Here is a 21943-nt window from a genome sequence, read left to right as displayed (position 1 = left end):
TCAAATTTCTCAAAAATAAACACAAAGCGGGTGCAATCATATCATAATTGCACCCGAGGTAAAAACACTAGGGCCTGTTGATCTTTGCTGATTGAGTTTTGTTCGAGTTAAAAACGTTTTAATTGAAGCGAATGGATTGATGCCAAGTCATCTAAGCACTTTTTGTTCGCCCAAAACTCATTCAACAAAGAGTAAAACGTTTTTAGCCGACCCCTTCAGGCCGCATTTGTTGGCCATTTGTACTGCGTTATCGACTGCTTAGGTAGAAGAACTACACCACAAAGTCTCTGCCTTGTATAAATGACCAACAATTCGCTTCAAAAAAACCTTGAAAGTTCAACAGGGCCTAGCGACTATTGGTTTTTCCATTCATAAATTAACGATGTATTACCATTTGATTGCGGAGTTAAATATGAATTAGCATCGCCCATAGCATCTATTTGAGATAAACGAGTATCAATACTAAGTAAGCGCTGTAAATCTTCCACACTGCTAAATAAACCTAGTTTGTAGGTAATGGTCTCTTTACTAAGTTGACTAACGGCAACCTCTTTTACTGCACTGAGTTGTTTAAGATATTTTTCAATCTCAACAACCTGTTTCATGCTAGCAACACCAGTAAAACTGACTGATGTTTCAAGATTATTTCCCGATGATGCTATTGCATATTGACTAATATAGTAATCGGCGAGCAAAGTAACAATGCGTTTGGTTGCCGCTGTAACATCCACAGCTTCGCCTTGTTGCATGATAATTGGCTGTAATAACGCGCCTGAATGCGACTTATTATATAAAGCGAGTTGAAATCTTACTTTGTCTGGAGATTCACCAATATCGACCATGGCAAAATAATCGGCTTGATAACGGCTAGATGCAATATTAACAGGATTGATAAACATTCCTTTGACATCGGTTGGCGTTACTGCCATTAAATCATCTAAGTCCATCAACGGCAGTAATACTGGGATCCCTTTATTACTCGATTCTGTGGCAAAGTCGTTCCTTAAAGGGTTTTGACTTGAATCAGATAAAATCACGGTATCGTTATTTTCAGCCATTGTGACCCATAATAACGTCAGTGGACGCTGGGCTCCCCATACAGGCAGATTGGCCTGGCGCAGAATATTAATCACACCTTGGTGATCAAAACTAGCCTTGAATACTAAGTCTTCATTTACCTGACTGTAACCGTATTGAATCAGTAGCGCTTCAGGGTTAGCAATTTGTGCTTTAACCATAGGGTTCATTACCACACTAGGGCTTCCAGAGTTTTTAAGAAAAACACTTGCCAATGCCTCCTTTAAGGCACTAGAACGAGCACTATCTGTACGTGAAGCGACCACAATATCGGCTTCATCAAGTTTCAATACCTCAGCAGCAAATGCCTGAGCATGAGAAAAAGACAAAGTCATGAATATAAAAGTAAGTAATTTTTTTAGCATTAGGTGACGTAAACGCAATCAAAATAAGTGGTGAAAGTGTAACATAATAAAAATCTATCGAGTATGGTCTTTAGTCACTCTTTTTATCTGATTCTATTAGCATAAAAATCAGGCAACGGGACAACTCGATAGACATAATAAATATAATGGAGTTTACCTTATGAATCGCTTGTCAATCCCACTACAAGGTGCACAAATGCTATTTGTGGCCTTTGGTGCCCTTGTACTCATGCCTCTACTAACCGGGCTAGATACCCGTGTAGCCCTATTCACGGCAGGTATCGGTACCCTATTGTTTCAACTCGTTACAAAACGCCAAGTTCCCATCTTTCTCGCATCTTCTTTTGCATTTATAGCCCCGATTTTATACGGGGTGCAAACATGGGGGATCCCTGCGACCATGGGGGGACTGATGGTGGCGGGATTTGTTTATGTATTATTAGGCCTAACGGTAAAAATAAGAGGCATTGGTTTTATTAATAAATTACTGCCTCCAGTGGTAGTTGGCCCGGTGATCATGATTATCGGATTGGGCTTAGCGCCTATGGCCGTTAACATGGCAATCGGAAAAACCGGAGATGGTTCAATTGAATTAATTAACTCAAATACTGCGTTAATTATTTCATTAGCTTCTTTATCGACCACTATTTTAGTGGCAACTTTTGCTAAAGGTCTTGCTAAATTAATGCCTATTTTAGCGGGTATTATCGTGGGTTACGGTTTGAGCTTATTGTTTGGAGTGGTTGATTTCACCCCTGTTCACCAAGCCGCTTGGTTATCGATACCTGATTTTGTTGCTCCTGAATTTCACTGGCAAGCAATTTTGTTTATGATCCCGGTGGCGATAGCCCCTGCGGTTGAACATATTGGTGATATTCTTGCCATATCCAATGTCACGGGTAAAGATTACATGAAAAAGCCTGGCTTACATCGTACTTTAACAGGTGATGGTATTGCGACTATGGCGGCATCGGCATTTGGTGGCCCACCAAACACCACTTATTCAGAAGTCACTGGCGCGGTCACGTTAACAAAAAGTTTTGATCCACGCATTATGACCTGGACTGCGATAACAGCCATTATTCTAGCCTTTGTTGGCAAATTAGGCGCACTGCTACAAACTATCCCTGTGCCAGTAATGGGAGGGATTATGTGTTTGCTATTTGGCTCTATCGCTGCCGTTGGCCTTAATACCCTCATTCGAAATCAAGTTGATTTATCTGAGCCAAGAAACCTCAGTATTGTTGCGGTCACATTGGTATTTGGTATTGGAGGAATGGCATTTGGGATCGGTTCATTCAGTTTAACGGGTATCAGTTTATGTGGCATCATAGCTATTTTAATGAACTTAGTACTACCTAAAACCCCAGAAGATCATCATTCAGCACATTAATTTGTATGCTAGCCATCCTTGGTGATGGCTATTGCTCCAATTATCTATCAAGCCATTAAAACTTAAATGGGCGTTGACGATTTAACGCCCTAAACTGTAATTCGGTTAGTAGCAAAAATTTTTGTTCATTCGTCATGGTATGCCAACCTAGGATTTCATCTAATGTACGATGGCAACCCAAACAAATATCTTGCTCATCTAAACTGCAATGACGGATACAAGGTGAAACAACATCTTTGGATTCAGCCATGACGATTACTCAGACCACACCGCATATTCGCTTCCATTAATATCAAGAAACTGAAAACGCCTCCCACCGGGGAAATTAAATATTGGTTTACTAATGTGTCCGCCATGTTCAATCACACGACTTTGCGACTGCTCGAGTGATGAACTGTATAAGACGATCAAAGGTGAGCCTTTTCCAGTTGTAAACACTGTGTCTGACTCAAAGAAGCCTCCAGTGATACCGACATCCAAAAAACAGCTATATTTCGGTCCATAGTCTTGAAATTGCCAACCAAACACATGGTTGAAAAACGTTTTTGTTCTAGCAATATCTTTAACCGGAATTTCGAGATAATTAATATGATGATGAGACATGGCGATAACTTTCAATAAAAAAGGTTATCCACAGTATAGCGAATAACCTTATTTTACCCAATTAGCCGTGGTTAAATTCGATCTGAGTAACAGCTAATGATCTACGAGATCTTATTGATACATATAACAGGGATGATTTTTATTAACTGATTAATGCGGCAAATGCACCGATTAGCCCACCAAATATGCCCCCCCAAACCACTAACCACCCAAGATGTTGTTTAATCATTTCTTGAATAATTTGTTTCACTAACTCCGGAGTTAATTCATTCAATCTTTGGTCAACAATATTAGCGACTTTAGCTTGAATGTCAGCAATCACATTAGGCTGCTCTAATTCGTTCAAGAGTATTTGATTAAACTGTTCACTTTCAGACAACTCAACTAATGATTGCTTCATCTTCTCAATAAAAGGCACTTTTAATGGCAGTAATGCTTCAGTGCCACCAAACATGGCGAGCATCGGACCAAGCGACGATTTTTCAACGGTAGACACTAACGCATCGAAAGAAGGTGCCAAATCCACTTTATCAATCACAGGGGCTAAATTAATGGCTTTACTGTCACTTACGGTGAGAAATCTATCGATATTTTCCTCCGTAAAAAACTGCACCATCATAAGATGTTTTATTCCCGCTTTGAATTCTTCAAAACGATTAGGCACAACACCTGAACCATATAAACCAGGCACTTTTTCAAATAACATGTAAACAGCCAGCCAATTGGTTACCGCACCTGAAAGCGCAAATAAACCAACCGTTAATATCAATGGTTGCGTCATAAAATAACCCACAACAACAAATGAAGCGGCAATCATGTTAGTTAACAAACTCTTATTCAACCTATCATCTCCAGATACCAAAACCCCCAGTATTTTAACAGTAAAATACTGGGGGCCGTAAACTATTCGTTGAAGCGTAAACCTAAACTCGCAAGCTTTGCTCGCGATGCCCATCAATTAATTTTACCTGAGCACTTTTTGCAAGCACACCAGCACGAGCAATCATTTGGCTAGCAATACCTTGGTTTCGATACTTTGGTAAAACAAACGCATCTTCAAAATACCAGACAGGTTGTAACATTAATGAAGAAAAAGAAGGATAAAGTTGAATAAAACCGAGAATAATTTCACTTTCAAATGCAACAAAAATAATTGAATCATTTTCAGATAAGCGCTGACTTAAAAAAGTATAACATCCATTTATATCACTTGGATGGTCACAGGATTGGCGGTAATGATCGAAAAGATGACTCAGTGGCTGTAAATCAGCATCGACAGCAAGACGTATGTGCATATTTCATCCTTGAATTACATATTGATTGGCTTATTTTGTTATATCTATACTCACAGCTAAAAACCATAAGCTTATTAAAACCATGAATTACAAAAGTTTACATGTAAATAGTACAAATGTCTATTTGTTGACTATTGGAAAAATAACAAAGAAAAACCTCTCAATCATGCTCAACTTTGGTTAAAATAGTACTATCTTCTTTTACGGCAAAGAGCACCGTATGGCTTCCCTTTATTTTCATTTTTCACAACGCCCCCTTTATCAAAAGAGCCTATTTATCGCCTTTTGCTGCTATGCACTATTTTGTTTGATTTTGGGTTTACTTGCTCCCTATATTGCACTTAAAAAAGTACCAGAGCTTATCACAGGGCAAACCGGCCGTGAGAGCCAGATTGAAGATATTAGGTTTAACCCTTTTACCTTCGAGCTGATAGTTGACCGCCTATTAATGGCAGAGAAAGATCCTCAAATCACCTTTGTTGGCTTCGAGAAGCTCTATGTCAATTTATCGCCATGGGATTCTTTGCTTAACCTCGATGTCAGTTTACAAACCGTTAAGATTAATAAACCAACTATTAATCTGGCACGAATCACCGAACAGGAATTTAACTTTTCCGATATTATTGCGTTCATCGAAAATAATGCAACGCCGCAATCACAAACTCCTCAGCCGGAACAAACAGGCCTTCCATTTGGGATCCGTATAGATAAAATTGCCATTGAACAAGGTGCAATTTCACTTAGCGATGCTGTCAGTAATAGCCAGGTTGTCTACCCTAGTATTAATCTAGAATTCAATCAATTTGATAGTTTAGCCAAAGTGGTTAAGTCGGCCGAAAACGTGCTTAACCAGATGAATAACTACAAATTAATTCTTAATGACGAACATAATAGCCAGTTAACTTTAGCAGGTCAGTTTCAATTATTTCCGTTTACATTAGACGTAGAACTTGCGCTGAGTGATTTCAACCTTGAGAAATATTGGCAATTTATTGATGAGCATTTCGATATTCAACTCAATCAAGGCAAATTGAATGTCGTGAGTCATATTGCATTAGCAATCGATCCGACCGTCGAAACCCCTTTGCTATTCAACGTATCTAAAACAAACATCGATTTGTCTGGCATTGTCGCTTCACATGCAAATGAACAAAAAATTGCCATCGGGGCAATAAAGCTAAATAACCTAGAAATAGACAGCCAAAGCAAGCAAATTAACATTGCCAGTTTTGAAACTAACCAGGGTGAAATTGCATTAAAGGTTTCACCGACTGGCGCAGATTTAATGACCCTGTTAATGCCCAAAAACCTTACTGATTTAGCAACCGACACAAAGGATTCCACCATTGAGCAACCTACTGGGGAGCCAGAATCGCCTTGGCTGGTTACCTTAAGTAAAATAGACATTGCAGAGTATGAATTACACCTAGGTGAGTCTATTGCCAGTGAAAATGTTATTTTATGGAAAATGGATAAAATCAATATTGAAACCGGTGCAATAAAATCAGACTTATCCATACCTTTAACTTATCAAATTTCAGCTCAAATAAATCAAAGCAGCTTGCTAGATTCATCGGGGATATTCAATCTAGAGACTCAATCTTTGGAGGCTGATTTTAGCTACCAGAATATGTACTTACCTAATTTACAGCCTTACATTGAACCCTTTGTAAATATCACCATTGAAGATGGCGTTTTCAATACTAAAGGTAAGCTGACTGTAGATAGTGAAAAGAACTTAATTTATCAAGGCGAAGCTTGGCTTGATAAATTAAATATCAAAGATAATTTACTTAAGCAACCGCTGGTGAGTTGGAAGAGTATGGCAATCAATTCATTGGAATTTGATCGTCAAAAAAGCCAAATTAATATAGATGAAATTTTATTCGATGAGCTATTTTCTAGAATTATTATCTCAGAAGATAGAACTACTAATATTTCACATTTATTAAAATCTTCAACCACTAATGCTTCAGCGGATAACAGCACAAAACCAAATGCTGATTTAACTGCAAAACAAGAACAAAAATCTGAAAACGTCAACCTTGATATCGATAGTACAGAAACCGCAAATGTCAGCCCAAGTATTGAAATTAACCGTATATCCTTGAAGAATAGTTCTGCATTTTTTGCTGATAATTCATTAACACCTAATTTCGCGTCTGGAATCGAATTACTTAACGGCCACATCAGTAAGCTCTCCACAAACCCTGAAACAATCGCTTCGGTTGATTTAGCAGGTAAGATTGATAAATATGCACCAGTCACCTTAAAAGGTGACATAAATCCTCTATTAGCACAGCCCTATTTAGACTTAAATCTTATCTTTAAAAATGTTGAATTGACCTCGGTTAACCCTTATTCGGGAACTTATGCTGGTTACTACATTGATAAAGGGCAAATTTCATTAGACTTAACCTATAAGCTAAAAAATAATGCTTTAGTGGGTTCAAACCATGTCGTTATTGATCAATTACAGCTTGGTAAACCAAGTAACAGTGACTTAGCAACCAGTTTACCAGTGACATTAGCGGTAGCATTATTACAGGACCGACATGGAGTAATTGATTTAGGCGTTGATGTAGAAGGAGATTTAAACTCACCAAGTTTTAGTTTTGGTAGCATAATTTGGGGGGCGCTCGGAAACATCATTACTAAAGCAATCACAGCGCCATTTAGCTTGCTAGCCAATCTGATAGGTTCTGACGAACCGATGAATAACGTCACCTTTGAATACGGTGATAGTCAGATTAGTGACAGCCAAGGTAAGCATTTATTGGCGTTAACTGAAGCGTTAATCGATCGCCCGCTGCTCATTGTCAACGTTAAAGGTGATATAGACGCTATCAATGATAGCCAAGCTCTTGCTGAACAAAGCTTAAAAATTAAACTTGCCAAAACATCAGCAATCGACATTACTGAATTTCCAGCAAATTTATCAGCAAGTCAATTCCCTACCTCAGGCCCGTTAAGCGACGCACTGCATCAGCTATACAGTACTGAAATGGGGCAAGACCCAGACGAGGTAAGACAAAGCATCATTACTGAAAGCCAAACCAAGTTGCCAAAAGAAGACTTAACGGATAACGAGGTGATGATTCGTTGGCATATTGCTTTATACAACTTACTTAAGAATTCACAAATTGTTGATTCTGCAGATTTAGGTATTTTGGCTCAAAAAAGAGCCAAAGCGGTTAAATCATTTTTAGTAGACCAAGGAAAAATAGAAAGCCAAAGAATATTCGTTATGGAAAGCCGTATTAATGCCAAGCAACAAGCGGCGCAGGTTGAGCTAGAGCTTCAAGCAAACTAAGTTGAACTTGGTTTAAAAATCTATTTTCAGCGACTATGGTCAACGCTAACTGCGTAGGATAGCTTTGCAATTGCCACATAAACTTTCCTTGTTAGCGATGCAAAGATCATATTTAACGGGTAAATAGATGAAAGTTAATTTTCTCAATCCGGCTAATTCATCAATTGACCTGATAGAGGTTAACTAAAATAGTTAAAAGTGACATTAATGATAGAGGGATTCTTCACTAGCGCCTTTTATCTGAATCTCCAATAAAGTAAAATTACATTTTACTGATATGCCAACAGTATTTTTACACACCAATGAGGTTTTTATGTTTGTAGTACGCTGGATTTTGGGTCGAATTATTCTTTTACTCAATTTTATTTTTGCCCCAAAGAAACGTCAACGGTCTTTAGATGACCAACAACAAGTTGACAAAAAAGCACAATCTTTGAGTCTTTATCAGTACAATGCCTGCCCTTTTTGCGTTAAAGTTCGCCGTGAGATGCGTCGCCAGAATTTAAATATCAATTTAGTTGATGCAAAACAAGATAATAATAAGCAGGAATTAATATCAGAAGGCGGCAAACTACAAGTGCCGTGTTTAAAAATTAGTAACAATGGCAAAGTTGAATGGTTATATGAATCAAAAGCCATTATGAATTATCTTAATTCAGAGTTTGCTTAATTTTGTAAATGAGTAAAGTGAAATATTATTCGTCTTAACTCTATTTTACTTTGCAAATCACTTAAGTCTTCCCAAACAATCAATGATATTTGTTGTTGAACTATAAGGTCATTTCAGTGTTTAAAATTTTTATGTCGACTTCCATAATCCTTCTCCTGACAGCTTGTAGCGCTAAAGCCATCGATCCGATGGAGTTTGCGGGTCAGTTTAAAGATAAATTTAGCACCGAAATTAAAGGAGATGGCATAAAGCTGTTTGTTTATAGTGCAAAATTAGCTACCGCAGCAGACCGTAATGTTACCGACGCCTCAGCAAACCGACCACCAATTGATCGTCGTAAACAAGATGCTCGCAGTTATGCGCAAGAAATGCGTGATAAACAAGAGTTTCTTGAACTGTGGACTCAGCAGGTGCAAGTTGGATTAGACAAAACCATTGCAATGACAGGTTATTGCAAGCAAGGCTTTATCGAGTTAAGCCGCTACATTGAACCTGAACGAGGTGAGATTCGTGGTGAATGTAATGATGGCGCCACGGATGAAGATATCAATACATTTGGACGTTAGGGGTTTTAGCCAACTTAGGCTAAAATGACGTTATGAATTTTTGCGATTGCTTGAAGCTATCGAATATCAGCCATTGAAGATGTATTATGAATAAAAAACAGCAAATGATTAAAAAATTGGCCAAGCGTGCCAAGGCGAGACAAAATAAAGTTGTTCCAGACAACCCAAGCTCCAAGCCAAAAGAACGCTATATATCCAAAGCTGAGCGTGCAAAATTAGCATTAGAACAAGAGTCACCAGCAGAAACCCTTGTTGAAACCCAAACAGCATCAGCTGACTAGTGATTGAATGCCTAATAAAAACGCCAATCAAATGATTGGCGTTTTTATTTTCAAAATATAACTTGAGACTTAACTATTGTCATGTGCAATTTCTGCTGGCATATCATCTCGTAATTTCTGCCACATTTTGCCGCTTTCAATACCGTTTAATCGCATCAATGCTGGTACGGCTTGATAATTCTTATCGCGAGCAAGTTTTTCTAATTCAACATAAAAATTAAACGCTAATTTACGTGCATCTTTGCTTGAAAAATAATAACGCCCTACTCGGCTATAAAGGCCTTTAAATCCATTCAAAATTAGAACGTATAGCGGATTTCCAGAGGCGAAAGCTAAAGTATGATGTAGGCGATAATCAAAATCTGCATACGCTTCTGCATCATCCGATAAAAGATGAACTGTCGATAATATCTCTTGCGCTTTTTCAGGGTTATGGCGGAATGAGGCTCTAAAATAGATAGTGCTAACATTGGCGCGAGCAGACATCAATTGATCAACCAATAATGGAAAGCCATCTGGGTTTAAATCAGCAATCGTTTCTAAAATATTTAATCCTGAGGTTTCCCAGAAATTATTAACCTGTGTTGGCTTGCCATGTTGAATTTTCAACCAACCATCACGTGCTAATCTCTGTAACACTTCACGAAGTGTTGTACGAGTAACACCGATAAGTTCTGAAAGCTCACGTTCCGCAGGCAATATTGAGCCTGGTGGAAATTTGTTGTCCCAAATTGAACGAACAATGTATTTCTCTGCAAAACTTGCAGGACCTTTGGCATTGATAATCATCAGCCTAAATTTCCTATACTTAACTTGGCGGTTGTAGCTGACAAGCTACTTGAATTAAAACTGATCATACCAGAGAAGTGGAAAATAAAAACATTTGTTTAATCACAACACATTCGATGGCTATTTAATAACCAGCTACTTGTTAAGATGTCTTGAAAATTCAACTGTTTTTATGATGCAGCTCAAGCTTTTGAATTACAATTAAGCTTTATTTAAGCTAAACTAGCGCGAAATTACAGAACCGAATTAAGAATTAATGCCTTACTCGTTAAGATAAAGGTATTTAAATCAGTTCATTATGATGAGTTTAACGTTACTGAACCACAGCAGAACTCAGTCAAATTAATACCCGTTAATTTAGCGTGTTAAAATATTTGACTGCAGAAAAAAACATCCGCTTTGTTATCAGTTTTACATTACGCCAAAGCTTAATGATGCTTAATTTGGGCAAAAAAATCATAACATAACAATATCGGAGTGGCGAATATGCCAGCAACCCAAGCTCAAGCGATGTTTAGTAACTTTTTAGGTCACTCGCCTAAATGGTACAAACTAGCCATTGTGTCATTTCTTGTAATCAACCCATTATTATTTTTTTATGTCAGCCCATTTATCGCAGGCTGGGTATTAGTCATAGAATTCATTTTTACCCTAGCGATGGCATTAAAGTGTTATCCACTGCAACCTGGCGGATTACTTGCTATCCAAGCTGTAATTATCGGTATGACCTCCCCCTCGCAAGTATTACATGAAATAGAAGCCAACCTGGAAGTCTTGTTGCTGCTTATCTTTATGGTGGCAGGCATCTATTTTATGAAGCAATTATTACTATTCGCTTTCACTAAGATGATCACCAAGATCCGCTCTAAAATTGTCGTTTCTTTGATGTTTTGCGCAGCATCGGCATTTTTATCAGCGTTTTTAGATGCGTTAACGGTTATTGCCGTCATCATTGCTGTCGCTGTAGGTTTTTACTCTATTTACCACAAAGTGGCTTCAGGCAAAGACTTTAGCTCTAACCACGACCACACAAATGAAGAAAGCAGCCCGCAATTAAATAATCAAGAATTGGAAGATTTTCGCGCCTTTTTACGTAATCTACTGATGCATTCTGGTGTAGGTACTGCACTTGGTGGTGTTTGTACCATGGTGGGCGAGCCTCAAAACTTAATCATTGCAGCACAAGCACATTGGAACTTTGGTGAATTCTTTATTCGTATGGCTCCTGTAACTATGCCGGTACTATTTGCAGGTATCTTTACTTGTTTCATGGTTGAGAAATTAAAATGGTTTGGTTATGGTGCTCAACTTCCTGAAGCGGTTCACCGCATTCTCACCGACTATGCTAATTACGAAGACCAGCATCGTACAAGACAAGACAAAGCAAAATTATTCATTCAAGCTTTAGTCGGTATTTGGTTAATCGCAGGTTTAGCATTACACCTTGCTTCTGTGGGCTTAATAGGTCTTTCTGTGATTATTTTAACCACAGCCTTTAATGGCATTACAGATGAACATCAAATCGGTAAAGCATTTGAAGAAGCATTACCCTTTACTGCGTTACTCGCGGTTTTCTTTGCCATTGTTGCAGTCATTATTGATCAACATTTATTTGCCCCCGTCATTCAATGGGCTCTTAGTTATCAAGGCAATACTCAATTGGTTATCTTCTATATAGCCAACGGTTTATTATCTATGGTTAGTGATAACGTGTTTGTTGGTACGGTTTATATTAATGAGGTCAAAGCGGCGTTAGTTTCTGGGCAAATTACCCGTGATCAGTTTGATTTATTAGCTGTGGCGATTAATACTGGTACAAACCTACCATCTGTTGCCACACCAAATGGACAAGCCGCATTCCTATTCTTGCTCACATCGGCACTTGCACCGCTTATCCGTTTATCTTACGGACGTATGGTATGGATGGCTTTACCTTATACCATCGTATTATCTATAGTGGGTGTAACCATGATTGAATCAGGATTTTTAGCCGATATGACGACGTATTTCTATGATAATGCTTGGTTGATACATCACTCAGCTAAGGACATAGGCGGCGCCGTTTCAGGTCATTAACATCTGTTAATCGTAATATCTTAAGATAGACAATAATATAGAAATATTTTATGGTCTAACCCAACTTGAAACACCCTCTTTATGAGGGTGTTTTTATCTATCGTATACAGGGAATTATTTTGACAGCATTACAACGTTTTTGTCATCAGCGTACTTCATGGGCACTATTATTTGTTTCTGGCTTAGCGCTAGAGTTAGCTGCACTGTATTTTCAATATGTATTGAATTTTGATCCTTGTGTTATGTGTATCTATATTCGAGTTGCTGTCTTGGGGATCATGCTATCTGCTTTAGTTGGTTTAATAATGCCACAATATTGGATAGTTCGTTTTCTAGGTATGGGGGGATGGTTGGTCTCTTCGGTATGGGGAGTCAAGCTGGCGATTGAGCTAAATGAGATGCAAGTTAACCCTTCTCCTTTTTCTACCTGTTCATTTTTCCCAGAGTTCCCTAACTTTATGCCACTAGATAAGTGGCTACCACAAGTGTTCTCACCTACTGGAATGTGTGGAGAGTCCGTGTGGTCATTTATGTCAATTAGTATGGTGCAATGGATGATAATCGGATTTGTTGTTTACTGCTTACTCTGGCTAGTCATGGTGTTGCCTGCGTTAACGCCAAAACGCTAACGGGCTTATCGTCAAATAAAAAAAACAGACCTCATGGTCTGTTTTTATTTTAGTTTACCGGCGGTTTAATCAACGTCTTGAAGTGGCCATAACACAATATTATCGTCAAGATATCTGACTTTCATTTCATTAACTGTTTTAGCCTTAACAGACATGCCCGCAAGATGCATGGCTTCTTTTGATCCAGTGATTAATGGATGCCAGCTTGGTAAGTCCCTACCTACAAATAAACGTCGGTAAGCACAGCTATCCGGTAACCAATTCAATTCAGGTAAGTTTTCTAAACTGATCACAGTACACTCTGGCACATAGTTAAACCGTTCAGGATAGCGTCGACATTGGCAACTATCGTCATCAAGAAGATGACAGGCGGCATTGGTGTAATACAGCTCTTCTGTTTCATCATCAATAATTTTGTTTAAGCAACACTTACCGCATCCATCGCATAAGGATTCCCATTGCTCGGATGTCATATCTTTTAAAGCTGTTGTTTCCCAAAATCGCATAGCACATTCATCTCTTAATACATATCAACAAATAAGCTGTTTATTACTTACTTTCAAAGTTGATACTGGCTTTATGTTGTTCAAGTAAGTTTTCTGTTGGAGGCGGAAGTTGTAAATAATAGCCTTTGGCTTTTAATTCACTTTTCACTTTATCGATATCAGCTAATGCTAAAGAATCCCTTTTAGATAAAGGTACTAACATCACTAATTTTGGCGTGCCGAACATTTCCATTAATGGTTGAGGAACTTCATCAAAAACATCACGTTTTTCAACAAAAAGGTATGTATCGGTCTTGCGACTGCTTTTATATACTGTACAAATCATTTTAGTGTAAATTTCCGCTGGTTGAAACTTGATAGTCCACTACGCACACTATAACATGGTGACCCAATAAAATAATTGTAATTCAGAATACAAGCATAAAAATTTGGAGAATCACGACGAGATGGCTAAACAAAATCTCGAGTTGAAAGCCACATCTTTTACTCTATCAGTGCTTTATATCAATAATGCAAATCTTGATATTATTGCTGCAGAACTTGATAAAAAGCTGGCCCAAGCTCCGCAATTTTTTCTAGGCGCCCCCTTAATATTAAATTTAAGCGCTTTAGATGATACGCCGGTAGATTTAGCAGCATTAAGAGCATTACTTATTGAACGTCAATTAGTGATTGTTGGTATTACCGAAGCTTCTATTCCTTTTTCTGTTCAAGCAAAAGATTTAGGATTAGCAGTGGTAAAATCAGGTAAGCAGGCAGCTACTGCCGCAATACCACCGCGAGGAACTAAAATTGTTAAACAAAATATCCGCTCGGGCCAACAAATTTATGCCAAAGACGCCGATTTAATTGTTTTTGGTGCAGTAGGTAATGGCGCTGAGGTGATTGCTGATGGTAGCATTCATGTCTATGGGGCATTACGGGGTAAAGCTATGGCAGGCGCTGGCGGTGACACACAAAGTGTCATTATTGCAAGCTCACTTGAAGCCGAGTTGGTATCCGTTGCTGGACAATATTGGCTTGCAGAAAACCTGCAACAACATTGCCAAGCTCAAAGAGGTTGTGTGCGCCTAGAAGGCGAATCTCTCACTGTTGAACTATTGCCATAAATAAGGCAAATTTTAAGGATAAATATCATCATGGCACAAATTATTGTTGTCACTTCAGGTAAAGGCGGTGTGGGTAAGACAACCTCAAGTGCTGCTATCGCTACTGGTCTTGCGTTAAAAGGTAAAAAAACCGTTGTTATCGATTTTGATATTGGATTACGTAATCTCGATTTAATTATGGGATGCGAGCGCCGTGTTGTTTATGATTTTGTTAACGTTATCAATGGCGAAGCAAACTTAAATCAGGCCATGATAAAAGATAAGCGCTGTGATAAGTTATTTGTTTTACCCGCTTCACAAACCCGTGACAAAGACGCACTGACCAAAGAAGGTGTTGGTAAAGTTTTAGAAGATTTGGCGAAAGACTTCGATTTCATTGTGTGTGACTCACCAGCAGGTATCGAGCAAGGTGCAATGATGGCACTTTATTTTGCTGATATCGCGATTGTCACCACCAATCCTGAAGTGAGCTCAGTTCGTGACTCTGACCGTATTTTAGGCATGTTACAAAGCCGTTCACGCCGTGCAGAGCAAAACCTAGAGCCGATTAAAGAATATTTATTATTAACGCGCTACTCTCCTTCGCGTGTTAAAACTGGCGAAATGTTGAGTGTTGAAGATGTTAAAGAGATTCTGGCCATTGAGCTTTTAGGCGTAATACCTGAATCTCAGGCAGTATTGAAGGCATCTAACTCGGGTGTACCAGTGATTATTGACCAAGAAAGCGATGCTGGCTTGGCATACAGTGACACCGTTGATCGTTTACTGGGTGAAGATGTGCCAGTACGTTTTATCACCGAAGAAAAGAAAGGGTTCCTAAAAAGGATATTTGGTAGCTAATTATGTCCATACTTGATTATTTCAGAAGTACTAAAAAAACCAACACGGCCTCTTTAGCCAAAGAGCGCTTACAAATCATCGTAGCTCACCAACGTGGGGAACGTGATGCGCCGGATTACTTGCCAAGAATGAAGCAAGAAATTATCGAGGTGATCCGCAAATACGTGCAAATTTCCGATGAACAGGTCAGTGTTCAGCTTGAACAAAACGATGATAATTTATCTGTATTGGAATTAAATGTGACCTTACCAGAAGGTAAGTAATCTTGACCAATAAGATACTCAATAAAAAGGATATGATTAATCATATCCTTTTTTATTTTAATTAGATGAGGTCTAATCGAGCATTCAAGGCTAGTTTACAACTAAGTTCTACAAGTAAGTAAAAGAGCTACTCGGCTTTAAATACGATATCATCCAGCTTATTACCAACTAGTTCACCACGCCAGCCTTGCAGAACAAGTGGGGGTTCCCCTTGCTTATCATTAAATAGCCACAATAAGAATTGATGAATTAATCTTTTAGAACCAATAAACTCTAAAGGCACAAGCTTAGTTTCACTAATATCGGTCAAACGAGTTTTAATTATTTTAAATGCAGATTTATAGCCAGATTTGAGTGCAATTACATCAACTTCTTCTGGTGGATTATCAAAATCAGCAGTGGATAAGACTTTCAATAAATCTTTACCATGAAAACGTTTTTCCTGTTCAGTTAAATCGTTCAATTGATTCAGTTCTGCTAAGGTTTTAGGGGCTTTTTTGGCTAAGGCGATCAATGCATGATCTTTTATGACAAAACCTAAAGCTAAATTTCTCGCCACGGCTTTTTCAAGCCGCCATGCCGCCATGACTTTTAAGCTGGCCAGCTGAGAGCGAGTTAATTGAAAAGCATTTTTTACCTTTAGGTAAGCTTCTTCAGGATCAGCCCCTAACAAGCGCCCTTCTGTAATACGCTCACCTTCTTCGTATAACCAGTCCAAACGATTTTGTTCGGTGAGTTTTTGTAAGATTTGCGGGTACAGTTGATAAAGATATGACACATCATTTGCGGCATATTGGAGCTGGGCATCCGTTAACGGTCGTTTCATCCAGTCGGTTCGCGACTCGCCTTTATCTAGATCAATACTTAAACATTGCTCAACCAACTTAGCATAACCTAATCCGTGGCCCATACCGGCTAAACTAGCTGCTATTTGACTATCAAATAATGGCGTGGGTTGGCATTCACCATAGTGTGCAAACACCTCAAGATCTTCACTGCAAGAATGCAGTAACTTAATGATATTCTTATTGGTGAGTAATGCCCAAAATGGCGATAAATCTTTAATAGCCACAGGGTCAATTAGCGCTAATGTTTTACCATCATACGCTTGAATTAAGCCTAACTTTGCGTAATAAGTACGGGTACGAACAAACTCGGTGTCTAACACCAGTAATGGTGCTTGTTCATATTGGGCCACTAACGATGCTAATGCATTCTCATTACTTATATACTCAAACGCTAACACAGCTTACTCCATTTATTTTTTAGGGTAAAAAAAACCGGCTTATGCCGGTTTCAATATTACGCTTTTTTGGCTTCATCTCGAAGCTGACGGCGTAAAATTTTACCCACATTGGTCTTTGGTAATTCGTCACGGAATTCTACCAGTTTTGGTACCTTATATCCCGTTAAATGATGGCGACAATGCTCAATCAGATCTTTTTCAGTCAAAGACTTATCTTTTGCGACCACAAATATTTTAACTAATTCACCACTGGCATCATTAGGAACACCAACAGCAGCAACCTCAATAACTTTCGGGTGCAGTGCAACCACATCTTCAACTTCATTTGGGAATACGTTAAAACCCGAAACCAAAATCATGTCTTTTTTACGATCCACAATGAAGAAAAATCCCTTTTCATCCATATAACCGATATCACCAGTGGCTAACCAGCCATCTTTATCAATCACTTTGGCTGTTTCTTCAGGACGTTGCCAGTATCCCTGCATCACTTGTGGGCCTTTTGCGTATAGCTCACCCGTTTCACCTTGTGCTAATACCTTGCCATCATCATCACGAACTTGGATAAAGGTTGATGGAGCTGGAAATCCAATAGAGCCATTGTAACCATCTAAATTATAAGGACAGCATGTCACTAGAGGCGAAGCTTCAGTTAAACCATAACCTTCTAACAAGCGTGTTTTAGTAATCGATTGCCATTTGTCTGCAACCGCTTTTTGAACCGCCATACCACCGCCAATCGATAACTTTAACCCACTAAAATCGAGAGCTTTAAAATCTTCATTGTTGACTAAGGCATTAAATAAAGTATTTACACCCGTTAGTGCTGTAAACGGATAACGTTTCAGTTCGCCGACAAAAGCTGGTATGTCTCTTGGATTGGTAATTAACAGGTTTTTACTGCCTTTATGTAAAAACAGTAGACAATTCACTGTCAACGCAAAAATATGATAAAGCGGCAAAGCTGTAACAACGAATTCAGTGCCATCATCTAGTGCTGGAGAATAAGCGCCATTAGCTTGCAGAACATTAGCTACAACATTCCGATGCGTCAACATAGCGCCTTTAGAAACACCCGTTGTCCCGCCTGTGTATTGCAAAAATGCGAGATCATCACCGGTAACTTGTGGTTTGACATACTGTAAGCGTCGACCTTTGGATAAAGTATCTCTAAAAGAGCGCGCGTGAGGTAGGTCGTATTTAGGTACCATTTTCTTGATGTACTTAACGACGAAGTTCACTAGCGTACGTTTGGGTGCGCTTAATTGATCACCCAAGCGAGTAATAATGACTGATTTAACCGGCGTCTGGTCAACAACTTCTTCTAATGTATTTGCAAAATTAGACACCACGACAATGGCTTTTGAACCAGAATCAACCAACTGATGTTTTAATTCTCTTGGGGTGTAAAGAGGGTTTACATTGACCACCACCATGCCAGCACGAAGGACACCAAACAGGGCAATCGGGTATTGTAGTAAGTTAGGCATCATCAAAGCGACTCGATCGCCTTTTTCTAGCTTAAGATCATTTTGTAAATATGCAGCAAAAGCACGGCTTCTTTCTTCAAGCTTACGATAGGTCATCGTTGCGCCCATGTTGATAAAAGCAGGCTGATCAGCGTATTTCGCGACTGCATCTTCAAACATAGCCACCAAAGAAGGAAATTGATTTGGGTCTATCTCAGCCGGTACATTGGCTGGTAAGTTATTAATCCAAGGCTGGTCCACGGGTGTCTCCTATAATGGCCACTGTGCTAAGACGTGCATTCCCCGTCAGCGGCTAAAACGTATCACTATTATTTGCTCTTGTTATGATTTGGCAATAATCAGTCTACGTGTTGTTATCGTTATCGCCTGTGATGAAAATCATACAAGCGTTTTAATTTTGAACATAATCACATAATTGAAAGCAAAATAATAGCGGTTTAAGCGATACACAGCTTATTTTAGAATAAATGCTCGAATCAAGTTGATTAACTCCCCTGCATTACTCATATGCAAATGGTGATCACCGTCGATTTCTGCTAACTGTAAACGTTTAAACCATATGCTAGCCTGCTGTTTAGCTAATTTTAACTGCTTAAAACCTGCATGACCTAGCACTAATAACGTTTGTGTCTCGCTTTGGTTCATTAATGCATCGACTTGTGCAAAAGTCATTCGATATGCTGAGTCTAACTTTAACCTTGGATCGCTGCGCCAATAATATAACCCGTCAATGAACACTAGGTTTCTGGAAGAAATTAATCGACACCATTTTTCATCCATCCCGGTTAATTGTTGCCTGGCCTTTACCACCACATCAACAGAGGCGTATCCTCTTGGTTTATTCGATTCAGGTTTGTTAAATAATCCCCGATGTTGTTTAAAGCACCGCTTAAGCCTAGCTGAATTTAGGTTTGCATCTTCAAACAAAGGAGATAATGCTTCTATGAGGATGAGTTGTGCAACACGCTCAGGAAAACTGGCGTTGTAAGCACTGGCGACGATGCCGCCTAAGGAATGTCCCAGTAAAATAATTTTCTGATTAGGATCTGGAATAAAATAGTTAACCACTGCATCTAAGTCATATAGATAATCAACCCAATGTAACGGATAACAACCTTGCCTATGTGCCGATAGTCCATGCCCTGGCCAGTCGAAGGTAATTAATTGAAAATGTAAAGCCAGTTCTGATTGTAAAAATGCCTCCGCTAGTGGAACAAAACTCTGTAAATTATCAAGCCAACCATGGCATGCTAAAATAATTGGCTTGTCATCATGCCCATAACGTATAGCAGACAGAGGTAAATGAGCCAAAGGGATCGTCAGAGACTCTCCTTGAAAAGCGAGAGATGAATGTTGCTTTGACTCATTTGATGGCATAGATTATTTAGCTTTCTTGATAAACTTCAACGTCATGCGATCACTTTCACCAATATCTAAATATTTTTGTTTATCCTGTTCACCCATTGCTAGGCGAGGAGGTAAAGTCCACACACCCTTGGGATAATCTTTAGTGTCTTTGGGATTGGCATTCACCTCGGAACTAGCAAGCAATTCAAAACCTGCTTTTTTGGCTAATTCGACCATTTGATTTTGTTCCATATAGCCACTTTCAGCAGCCATGCCGATATTGGCTCTATGTTCAACAACACCGAAGGACCCACCCTCTTTTAATACGGCATAAGCCGCATTAAATACGCCTTCTAGCTGGCCTTTCATTGCCCAGTTATGCAGGTTTCTGAACGTTAACACATGATCAGCAGAGTTATCTTCACCCAACTTGAATTTTTCTGGTGGACTTAACGTGACAAATTGTACATTGCCCACAGTCGCTTTATTATCTTCAACCCACTTTTCAAACTTTAGTCCCGCTGATTTATAGTACTCTGTTTGACGGGTGTCTTCTGCCGGTTTTGTTTCAAAATTTGCCGCTACATATTGACCACTTTTAGCCAAATACGGTGCTAAAATTTCTGCATACCAACCGCCACCAGGCCAAAGTTCAATAACCGTTTGGTCAGCTTTAACATCTAAAAAAGCTAACGTTTGTGCAGGGTTTCGATATGTATCCCTTAATTTATTGGTGTCAGAGCGAAAATCACTGGCAACTGCTGCAGCAAGTGCATCATTGACTTTAATCTCTTCTGCTTGAGCTGTAATTGGGGCAGAATACAGACCCACTGTTGCAAAACTCATCATGATTGCTAACGCTAATTTACGTTTCATTTAATACTCCCTTTTGTTGAATCGACTTTTTGCCAACTGAGCCATAGCATACAGCAACTAACCGCTAACCAAATTACCACCCAGCACCATGCAGGTATCCAGGTCATTTGTGCTAAAGCTACAGCATCACCTTGCCCAGCTAAACCAAACAACACCATAGGACTAGCCATGGCATTTAGTATTATCATCAAGCCTAATATACGCAGTAAACTGTTTAAAGGACGACTATTTTTTAATTTAAGTGGTAACAAAATAAGTCCACTTAGACAGAGTAAAATAGCGATAGTAAGCAGGTCTCGTGCCCATAAAACCACCGAAGCTAGAATAGTCAGAGCCAAAATGGACAAAGTAAAACGTATACCATTACGCCAGGTTGCAAGTAAAAAAATCAAGTAGCCCCAAACCGCAGCCCCCAAGTAGCCCGAAAATGCAATCAACACAGCATTGCCACCCTGGCTATAACAAAGTCCTGCACCATTGGGAAATAGTTCAATATGGCTAACAATCCCGCCAGTCAATAGAGTTGCTATCCCATGGGATAATTCATGAAAATAACTTTCAAACCATTTAAAAGGCACGCTTATATAAGGCAAACGTGTTAATAAAAATGCGGCAATAAGTTCTAGAACAAAACGCCCTCTACTGGGTGTTCCACAAGATTGAGTTAACAGATTATTTCGGTTTACATTAGACATTACAACTTAAGTAACCTAACAAAAATGATTAATGGGTTTAGTTAATCAGAATTAAGTCGGTGAGGGAATGGCTATTAAACATTAAGATACAAACTATTTATATTCTGATTAAATACAGCCCAAAATGTTAATAGCAATGACAATGCTGCACAGCGTGCTTAGCGCATGTCAGAGATATAAAAATATCCATGCTGATTAGGGTTTGAGTGGCAATTGAAAGTAATTAGGCAAAGTAAAGTAAAGTAAATGGACTGGCTCCTCAAAAAGCAGCTCAATTACTGATAACACTTATATGTAGTAGCTCAGACTTGATCTGACAGTTACCCATTTTTTATGGTGTCTGTCAGCTTAGATTTGAGCTAGATTTTTATCTGCCCAAATCTGTTTCCCATCCAATAATGTTTCAAGTGGCGTTCGACCACAGCACATTTTGCCTTGATGAGTTCGATCATTGTTGTAGTAATTTATCCATGCGTCTAGATCTTTTTGCAACATTTCTAAATTATCGTATAGC

23 protein-coding genes and 1 pseudogene are annotated in these 21943 nt (G+C 38.9%); 10 read left to right on the top strand and 14 right to left on the bottom strand.

The genetic code is table 11. The features are described 5' to 3' along the window. Positions 1 to 353 precede the first annotated feature (353 nt). Positions 354 to 1442, bottom strand: a complete 1089-nt coding sequence (locus ORI98_RS11665) for a DUF2066 domain-containing protein (RefSeq protein ID WP_306135319.1) — start codon at positions 1440 to 1442, stop codon at positions 354 to 356. Positions 1443 to 1602: 160 nt separating this feature from the next. Between ORI98_RS11665 and ORI98_RS11660 the strand changes: the two genes are divergently transcribed. Next, complete coding sequence (locus ORI98_RS11660; RefSeq protein WP_261296741.1) at positions 1603 to 2835, top strand: uracil-xanthine permease family protein; 1233 nt, start codon at positions 1603 to 1605, stop codon at positions 2833 to 2835. A gap of 55 nt (positions 2836 to 2890) precedes the next feature. Here the strand turns inward: ORI98_RS11660 and ORI98_RS11655 are convergent, their stop codons facing one another. The 4 genes from ORI98_RS11655 to ORI98_RS11640 form a co-directional block, all read right to left on the bottom strand. Further along, the gene (locus ORI98_RS11655; protein WP_261296742.1) at positions 2891 to 3085 is read right to left on the bottom strand and encodes a DUF1289 domain-containing protein; all 195 of its coding nucleotides are present in this window, start codon (positions 3083 to 3085) and stop codon (positions 2891 to 2893) included. Between the two features lie 5 nt (positions 3086 to 3090). Then, positions 3091 to 3438: a VOC family protein gene (locus ORI98_RS11650; RefSeq protein WP_306135380.1), complete on the bottom strand. Its 348-nt coding sequence runs from the start codon at positions 3436 to 3438 to the stop codon at positions 3091 to 3093. Positions 3439 to 3580: 142 nt separating this feature from the next. Next, positions 3581 to 4279 carry a DUF445 domain-containing protein gene (locus ORI98_RS11645; protein ID WP_306135318.1) on the bottom strand — a complete coding sequence of 233 codons (699 nt, stop codon included), beginning with the start codon at positions 4277 to 4279 and terminating at the stop codon, positions 3581 to 3583. A gap of 82 nt (positions 4280 to 4361) precedes the next feature. Next, positions 4362 to 4733 (bottom strand): GNAT family N-acetyltransferase, encoded by a 372-nt coding sequence (locus tag ORI98_RS11640; protein WP_261296744.1) that lies wholly within the window; start codon positions 4731 to 4733, stop codon positions 4362 to 4364. Between the two features lie 220 nt (positions 4734 to 4953). Here ORI98_RS11640 and ORI98_RS11635 point away from each other — a divergent pair, with 220 nt between their 5' ends. The 4 genes from ORI98_RS11635 to ORI98_RS11620 all read left to right on the top strand — a co-directional run bounded on the left by ORI98_RS11635 (position 4954) and on the right by ORI98_RS11620 (position 9563). After that, complete coding sequence (locus tag ORI98_RS11635; protein WP_306135317.1) at positions 4954 to 8046, top strand: DUF748 domain-containing protein; 3093 nt, start codon at positions 4954 to 4956, stop codon at positions 8044 to 8046. Between the two features lie 313 nt (positions 8047 to 8359). Further along, positions 8360 to 8716: a glutathione S-transferase N-terminal domain-containing protein gene (locus tag ORI98_RS11630; protein WP_261296746.1), complete on the top strand. Its 357-nt coding sequence runs from the start codon at positions 8360 to 8362 to the stop codon at positions 8714 to 8716. 116 nt (positions 8717 to 8832) lie between these two features. Continuing rightward, positions 8833 to 9282, top strand: a complete 450-nt coding sequence (locus tag ORI98_RS11625) for a hypothetical protein (protein ID WP_306135316.1) — start codon at positions 8833 to 8835, stop codon at positions 9280 to 9282. An 86-nt stretch (positions 9283 to 9368) separates the two neighbouring features. Further along, positions 9369 to 9563, top strand: a complete 195-nt coding sequence (locus ORI98_RS11620; protein WP_261296748.1) for a DUF2986 domain-containing protein — start codon at positions 9369 to 9371, stop codon at positions 9561 to 9563. A gap of 69 nt (positions 9564 to 9632) precedes the next feature. Here ORI98_RS11620 and fadR read toward each other — a convergent pair whose 3' ends face one another. Continuing rightward, positions 9633 to 10352, bottom strand: coding sequence for a fatty acid metabolism transcriptional regulator FadR (gene fadR, locus ORI98_RS11615; protein WP_261296749.1), 720 nt, complete (start codon positions 10350 to 10352; stop codon positions 9633 to 9635). Positions 10353 to 10838: 486 nt separating this feature from the next. Between fadR and nhaB the strand changes: the two genes are divergently transcribed. Next, the gene (nhaB, locus tag ORI98_RS11610; RefSeq protein WP_261296750.1) at positions 10839 to 12428 is read left to right on the top strand and encodes a sodium/proton antiporter NhaB; all 1590 of its coding nucleotides are present in this window, start codon (positions 10839 to 10841) and stop codon (positions 12426 to 12428) included. A gap of 119 nt (positions 12429 to 12547) precedes the next feature. Continuing rightward, on the top strand, positions 12548 to 13057 hold the full coding sequence (dsbB, locus tag ORI98_RS11605) for a disulfide bond formation protein DsbB (protein ID WP_261296751.1): 510 nt from the start codon (positions 12548 to 12550) through the stop codon (positions 13055 to 13057). Positions 13058 to 13122: 65 nt separating this feature from the next. On the opposite strand, the gene ORI98_RS11600 is transcribed toward dsbB, so the two are convergent. Together ORI98_RS11600 and ORI98_RS11595 are read right to left on the bottom strand one after the other, a co-directional pair. Then, positions 13123 to 13563, bottom strand: a complete 441-nt coding sequence (locus ORI98_RS11600) for a YcgN family cysteine cluster protein (RefSeq protein WP_261296752.1) — start codon at positions 13561 to 13563, stop codon at positions 13123 to 13125. A 43-nt stretch (positions 13564 to 13606) separates the two neighbouring features. Next, positions 13607 to 13888, bottom strand: a complete 282-nt coding sequence (locus ORI98_RS11595; protein ID WP_261296753.1) for a YcgL domain-containing protein — start codon at positions 13886 to 13888, stop codon at positions 13607 to 13609. Positions 13889 to 14009: 121 nt separating this feature from the next. Between ORI98_RS11595 and minC the strand changes: the two genes are divergently transcribed. From minC to minE, 3 genes are read left to right on the top strand one after another with little or no spacing between them, the layout of a single operon-like run. After that, on the top strand, positions 14010 to 14672 hold the full coding sequence (minC, locus tag ORI98_RS11590) for a septum site-determining protein MinC (protein ID WP_261296754.1): 663 nt from the start codon (positions 14010 to 14012) through the stop codon (positions 14670 to 14672). A 30-nt stretch (positions 14673 to 14702) separates the two neighbouring features. Continuing rightward, the gene (minD, locus tag ORI98_RS11585; protein ID WP_188839461.1) at positions 14703 to 15512 is read left to right on the top strand and encodes a septum site-determining protein MinD; all 810 of its coding nucleotides are present in this window, start codon (positions 14703 to 14705) and stop codon (positions 15510 to 15512) included. Positions 15513 to 15514: 2 nt separating this feature from the next. Beyond that, positions 15515 to 15775 (top strand): cell division topological specificity factor MinE, encoded by a 261-nt coding sequence (gene minE, locus ORI98_RS11580; RefSeq protein ID WP_261296756.1) that lies wholly within the window; start codon positions 15515 to 15517, stop codon positions 15773 to 15775. A gap of 127 nt (positions 15776 to 15902) precedes the next feature. Here minE and rnd read toward each other — a convergent pair whose 3' ends face one another. The 6 genes and pseudogenes from rnd to ORI98_RS11550 all read right to left on the bottom strand — a co-directional run. After that, the gene (gene rnd, locus ORI98_RS11575; protein WP_306135315.1) at positions 15903 to 17021 is read right to left on the bottom strand and encodes a ribonuclease D; all 1119 of its coding nucleotides are present in this window, start codon (positions 17019 to 17021) and stop codon (positions 15903 to 15905) included. A 56-nt stretch (positions 17022 to 17077) separates the two neighbouring features. Continuing rightward, complete coding sequence (gene fadD, locus ORI98_RS11570; RefSeq protein ID WP_261296758.1) at positions 17078 to 18751, bottom strand: long-chain-fatty-acid--CoA ligase FadD; 1674 nt, start codon at positions 18749 to 18751, stop codon at positions 17078 to 17080. A gap of 213 nt (positions 18752 to 18964) precedes the next feature. Next, positions 18965 to 19888, bottom strand: a complete 924-nt coding sequence (locus ORI98_RS11565; protein ID WP_306135314.1) for an alpha/beta hydrolase — start codon at positions 19886 to 19888, stop codon at positions 18965 to 18967. 3 nt (positions 19889 to 19891) lie between these two features. Then, positions 19892 to 20734, bottom strand: a complete 843-nt coding sequence (locus tag ORI98_RS11560) for a class I SAM-dependent methyltransferase (protein ID WP_261296760.1) — start codon at positions 20732 to 20734, stop codon at positions 19892 to 19894. Then, positions 20731 to 21429 carry a M50 family metallopeptidase gene (locus tag ORI98_RS11555; protein WP_261296761.1) on the bottom strand — a complete coding sequence of 233 codons (699 nt, stop codon included), beginning with the start codon at positions 21427 to 21429 and terminating at the stop codon, positions 20731 to 20733. The genes ORI98_RS11560 and ORI98_RS11555 overlap by 4 nt, the downstream gene beginning before the upstream one ends. A 348-nt stretch (positions 21430 to 21777) precedes the next feature. Next, positions 21778 to 21943, bottom strand: a pseudogene (locus ORI98_RS11550) (IS481 family transposase); the annotation flags it as partial.

The sequence above is a fragment of the Shewanella sp. ULN5 genome (assembly GCF_030731885.1).
GTDB classification, from domain to species: domain Bacteria; phylum Pseudomonadota; class Gammaproteobacteria; order Enterobacterales; family Shewanellaceae; genus Shewanella; species Shewanella holmiensis.
This window is presented reverse-complemented; position numbering and strand designations above follow the sequence as displayed.

Bases quoted from the DNA above. Each gene is read 5' to 3' on its own strand.
- ORI98_RS11565 (WP_306135314.1), bottom strand. From the start codon at position 19,888: ATGCCATCAAATGAGTCAAAGCAACATTCATCTCTCGCTTTTCAAGGA.
- ORI98_RS11620 (WP_261296748.1), top strand. From the start codon at position 9,369: ATGAATAAAAAACAGCAAATGATTAAAAAATTGGCCAAGCGTGCCAAG.
- nhaB (WP_261296750.1), top strand. From the start codon at position 10,839: ATGCCAGCAACCCAAGCTCAAGCGATGTTTAGTAACTTTTTAGGTCAC.
- minD (WP_188839461.1), top strand. From the start codon at position 14,703: ATGGCACAAATTATTGTTGTCACTTCAGGTAAAGGCGGTGTGGGTAAG.
- ORI98_RS11650 (WP_306135380.1), bottom strand. From the start codon at position 3,438: ATGTCTCATCATCATATTAATTATCTCGAAATTCCGGTTAAAGATATT.
- ORI98_RS11635 (WP_306135317.1), top strand. From the start codon at position 4,954: ATGGCTTCCCTTTATTTTCATTTTTCACAACGCCCCCTTTATCAAAAG.
- ORI98_RS11595 (WP_261296753.1), bottom strand. From the start codon at position 13,888: ATGATTTGTACAGTATATAAAAGCAGTCGCAAGACCGATACATACCTT.
- ORI98_RS11640 (WP_261296744.1), bottom strand. From the start codon at position 4,733: ATGCACATACGTCTTGCTGTCGATGCTGATTTACAGCCACTGAGTCAT.
- minC (WP_261296754.1), top strand. From the start codon at position 14,010: ATGGCTAAACAAAATCTCGAGTTGAAAGCCACATCTTTTACTCTATCA.
- ORI98_RS11630 (WP_261296746.1), top strand. From the start codon at position 8,360: ATGTTTGTAGTACGCTGGATTTTGGGTCGAATTATTCTTTTACTCAAT.
- ORI98_RS11555 (WP_261296761.1), bottom strand. From the start codon at position 21,429: ATGTCTAATGTAAACCGAAATAATCTGTTAACTCAATCTTGTGGAACA.
- minE (WP_261296756.1), top strand. From the start codon at position 15,515: ATGTCCATACTTGATTATTTCAGAAGTACTAAAAAAACCAACACGGCC.
- ORI98_RS11560 (WP_261296760.1), bottom strand. From the start codon at position 20,734: ATGAAACGTAAATTAGCGTTAGCAATCATGATGAGTTTTGCAACAGTG.
- ORI98_RS11655 (WP_261296742.1), bottom strand. From the start codon at position 3,085: ATGGCTGAATCCAAAGATGTTGTTTCACCTTGTATCCGTCATTGCAGT.
- ORI98_RS11600 (WP_261296752.1), bottom strand. From the start codon at position 13,563: ATGCGATTTTGGGAAACAACAGCTTTAAAAGATATGACATCCGAGCAA.
- ORI98_RS11665 (WP_306135319.1), bottom strand. From the start codon at position 1,442: ATGCTAAAAAAATTACTTACTTTTATATTCATGACTTTGTCTTTTTCT.
- fadR (WP_261296749.1), bottom strand. From the start codon at position 10,352: ATGATTATCAATGCCAAAGGTCCTGCAAGTTTTGCAGAGAAATACATT.
- ORI98_RS11660 (WP_261296741.1), top strand. From the start codon at position 1,603: ATGAATCGCTTGTCAATCCCACTACAAGGTGCACAAATGCTATTTGTG.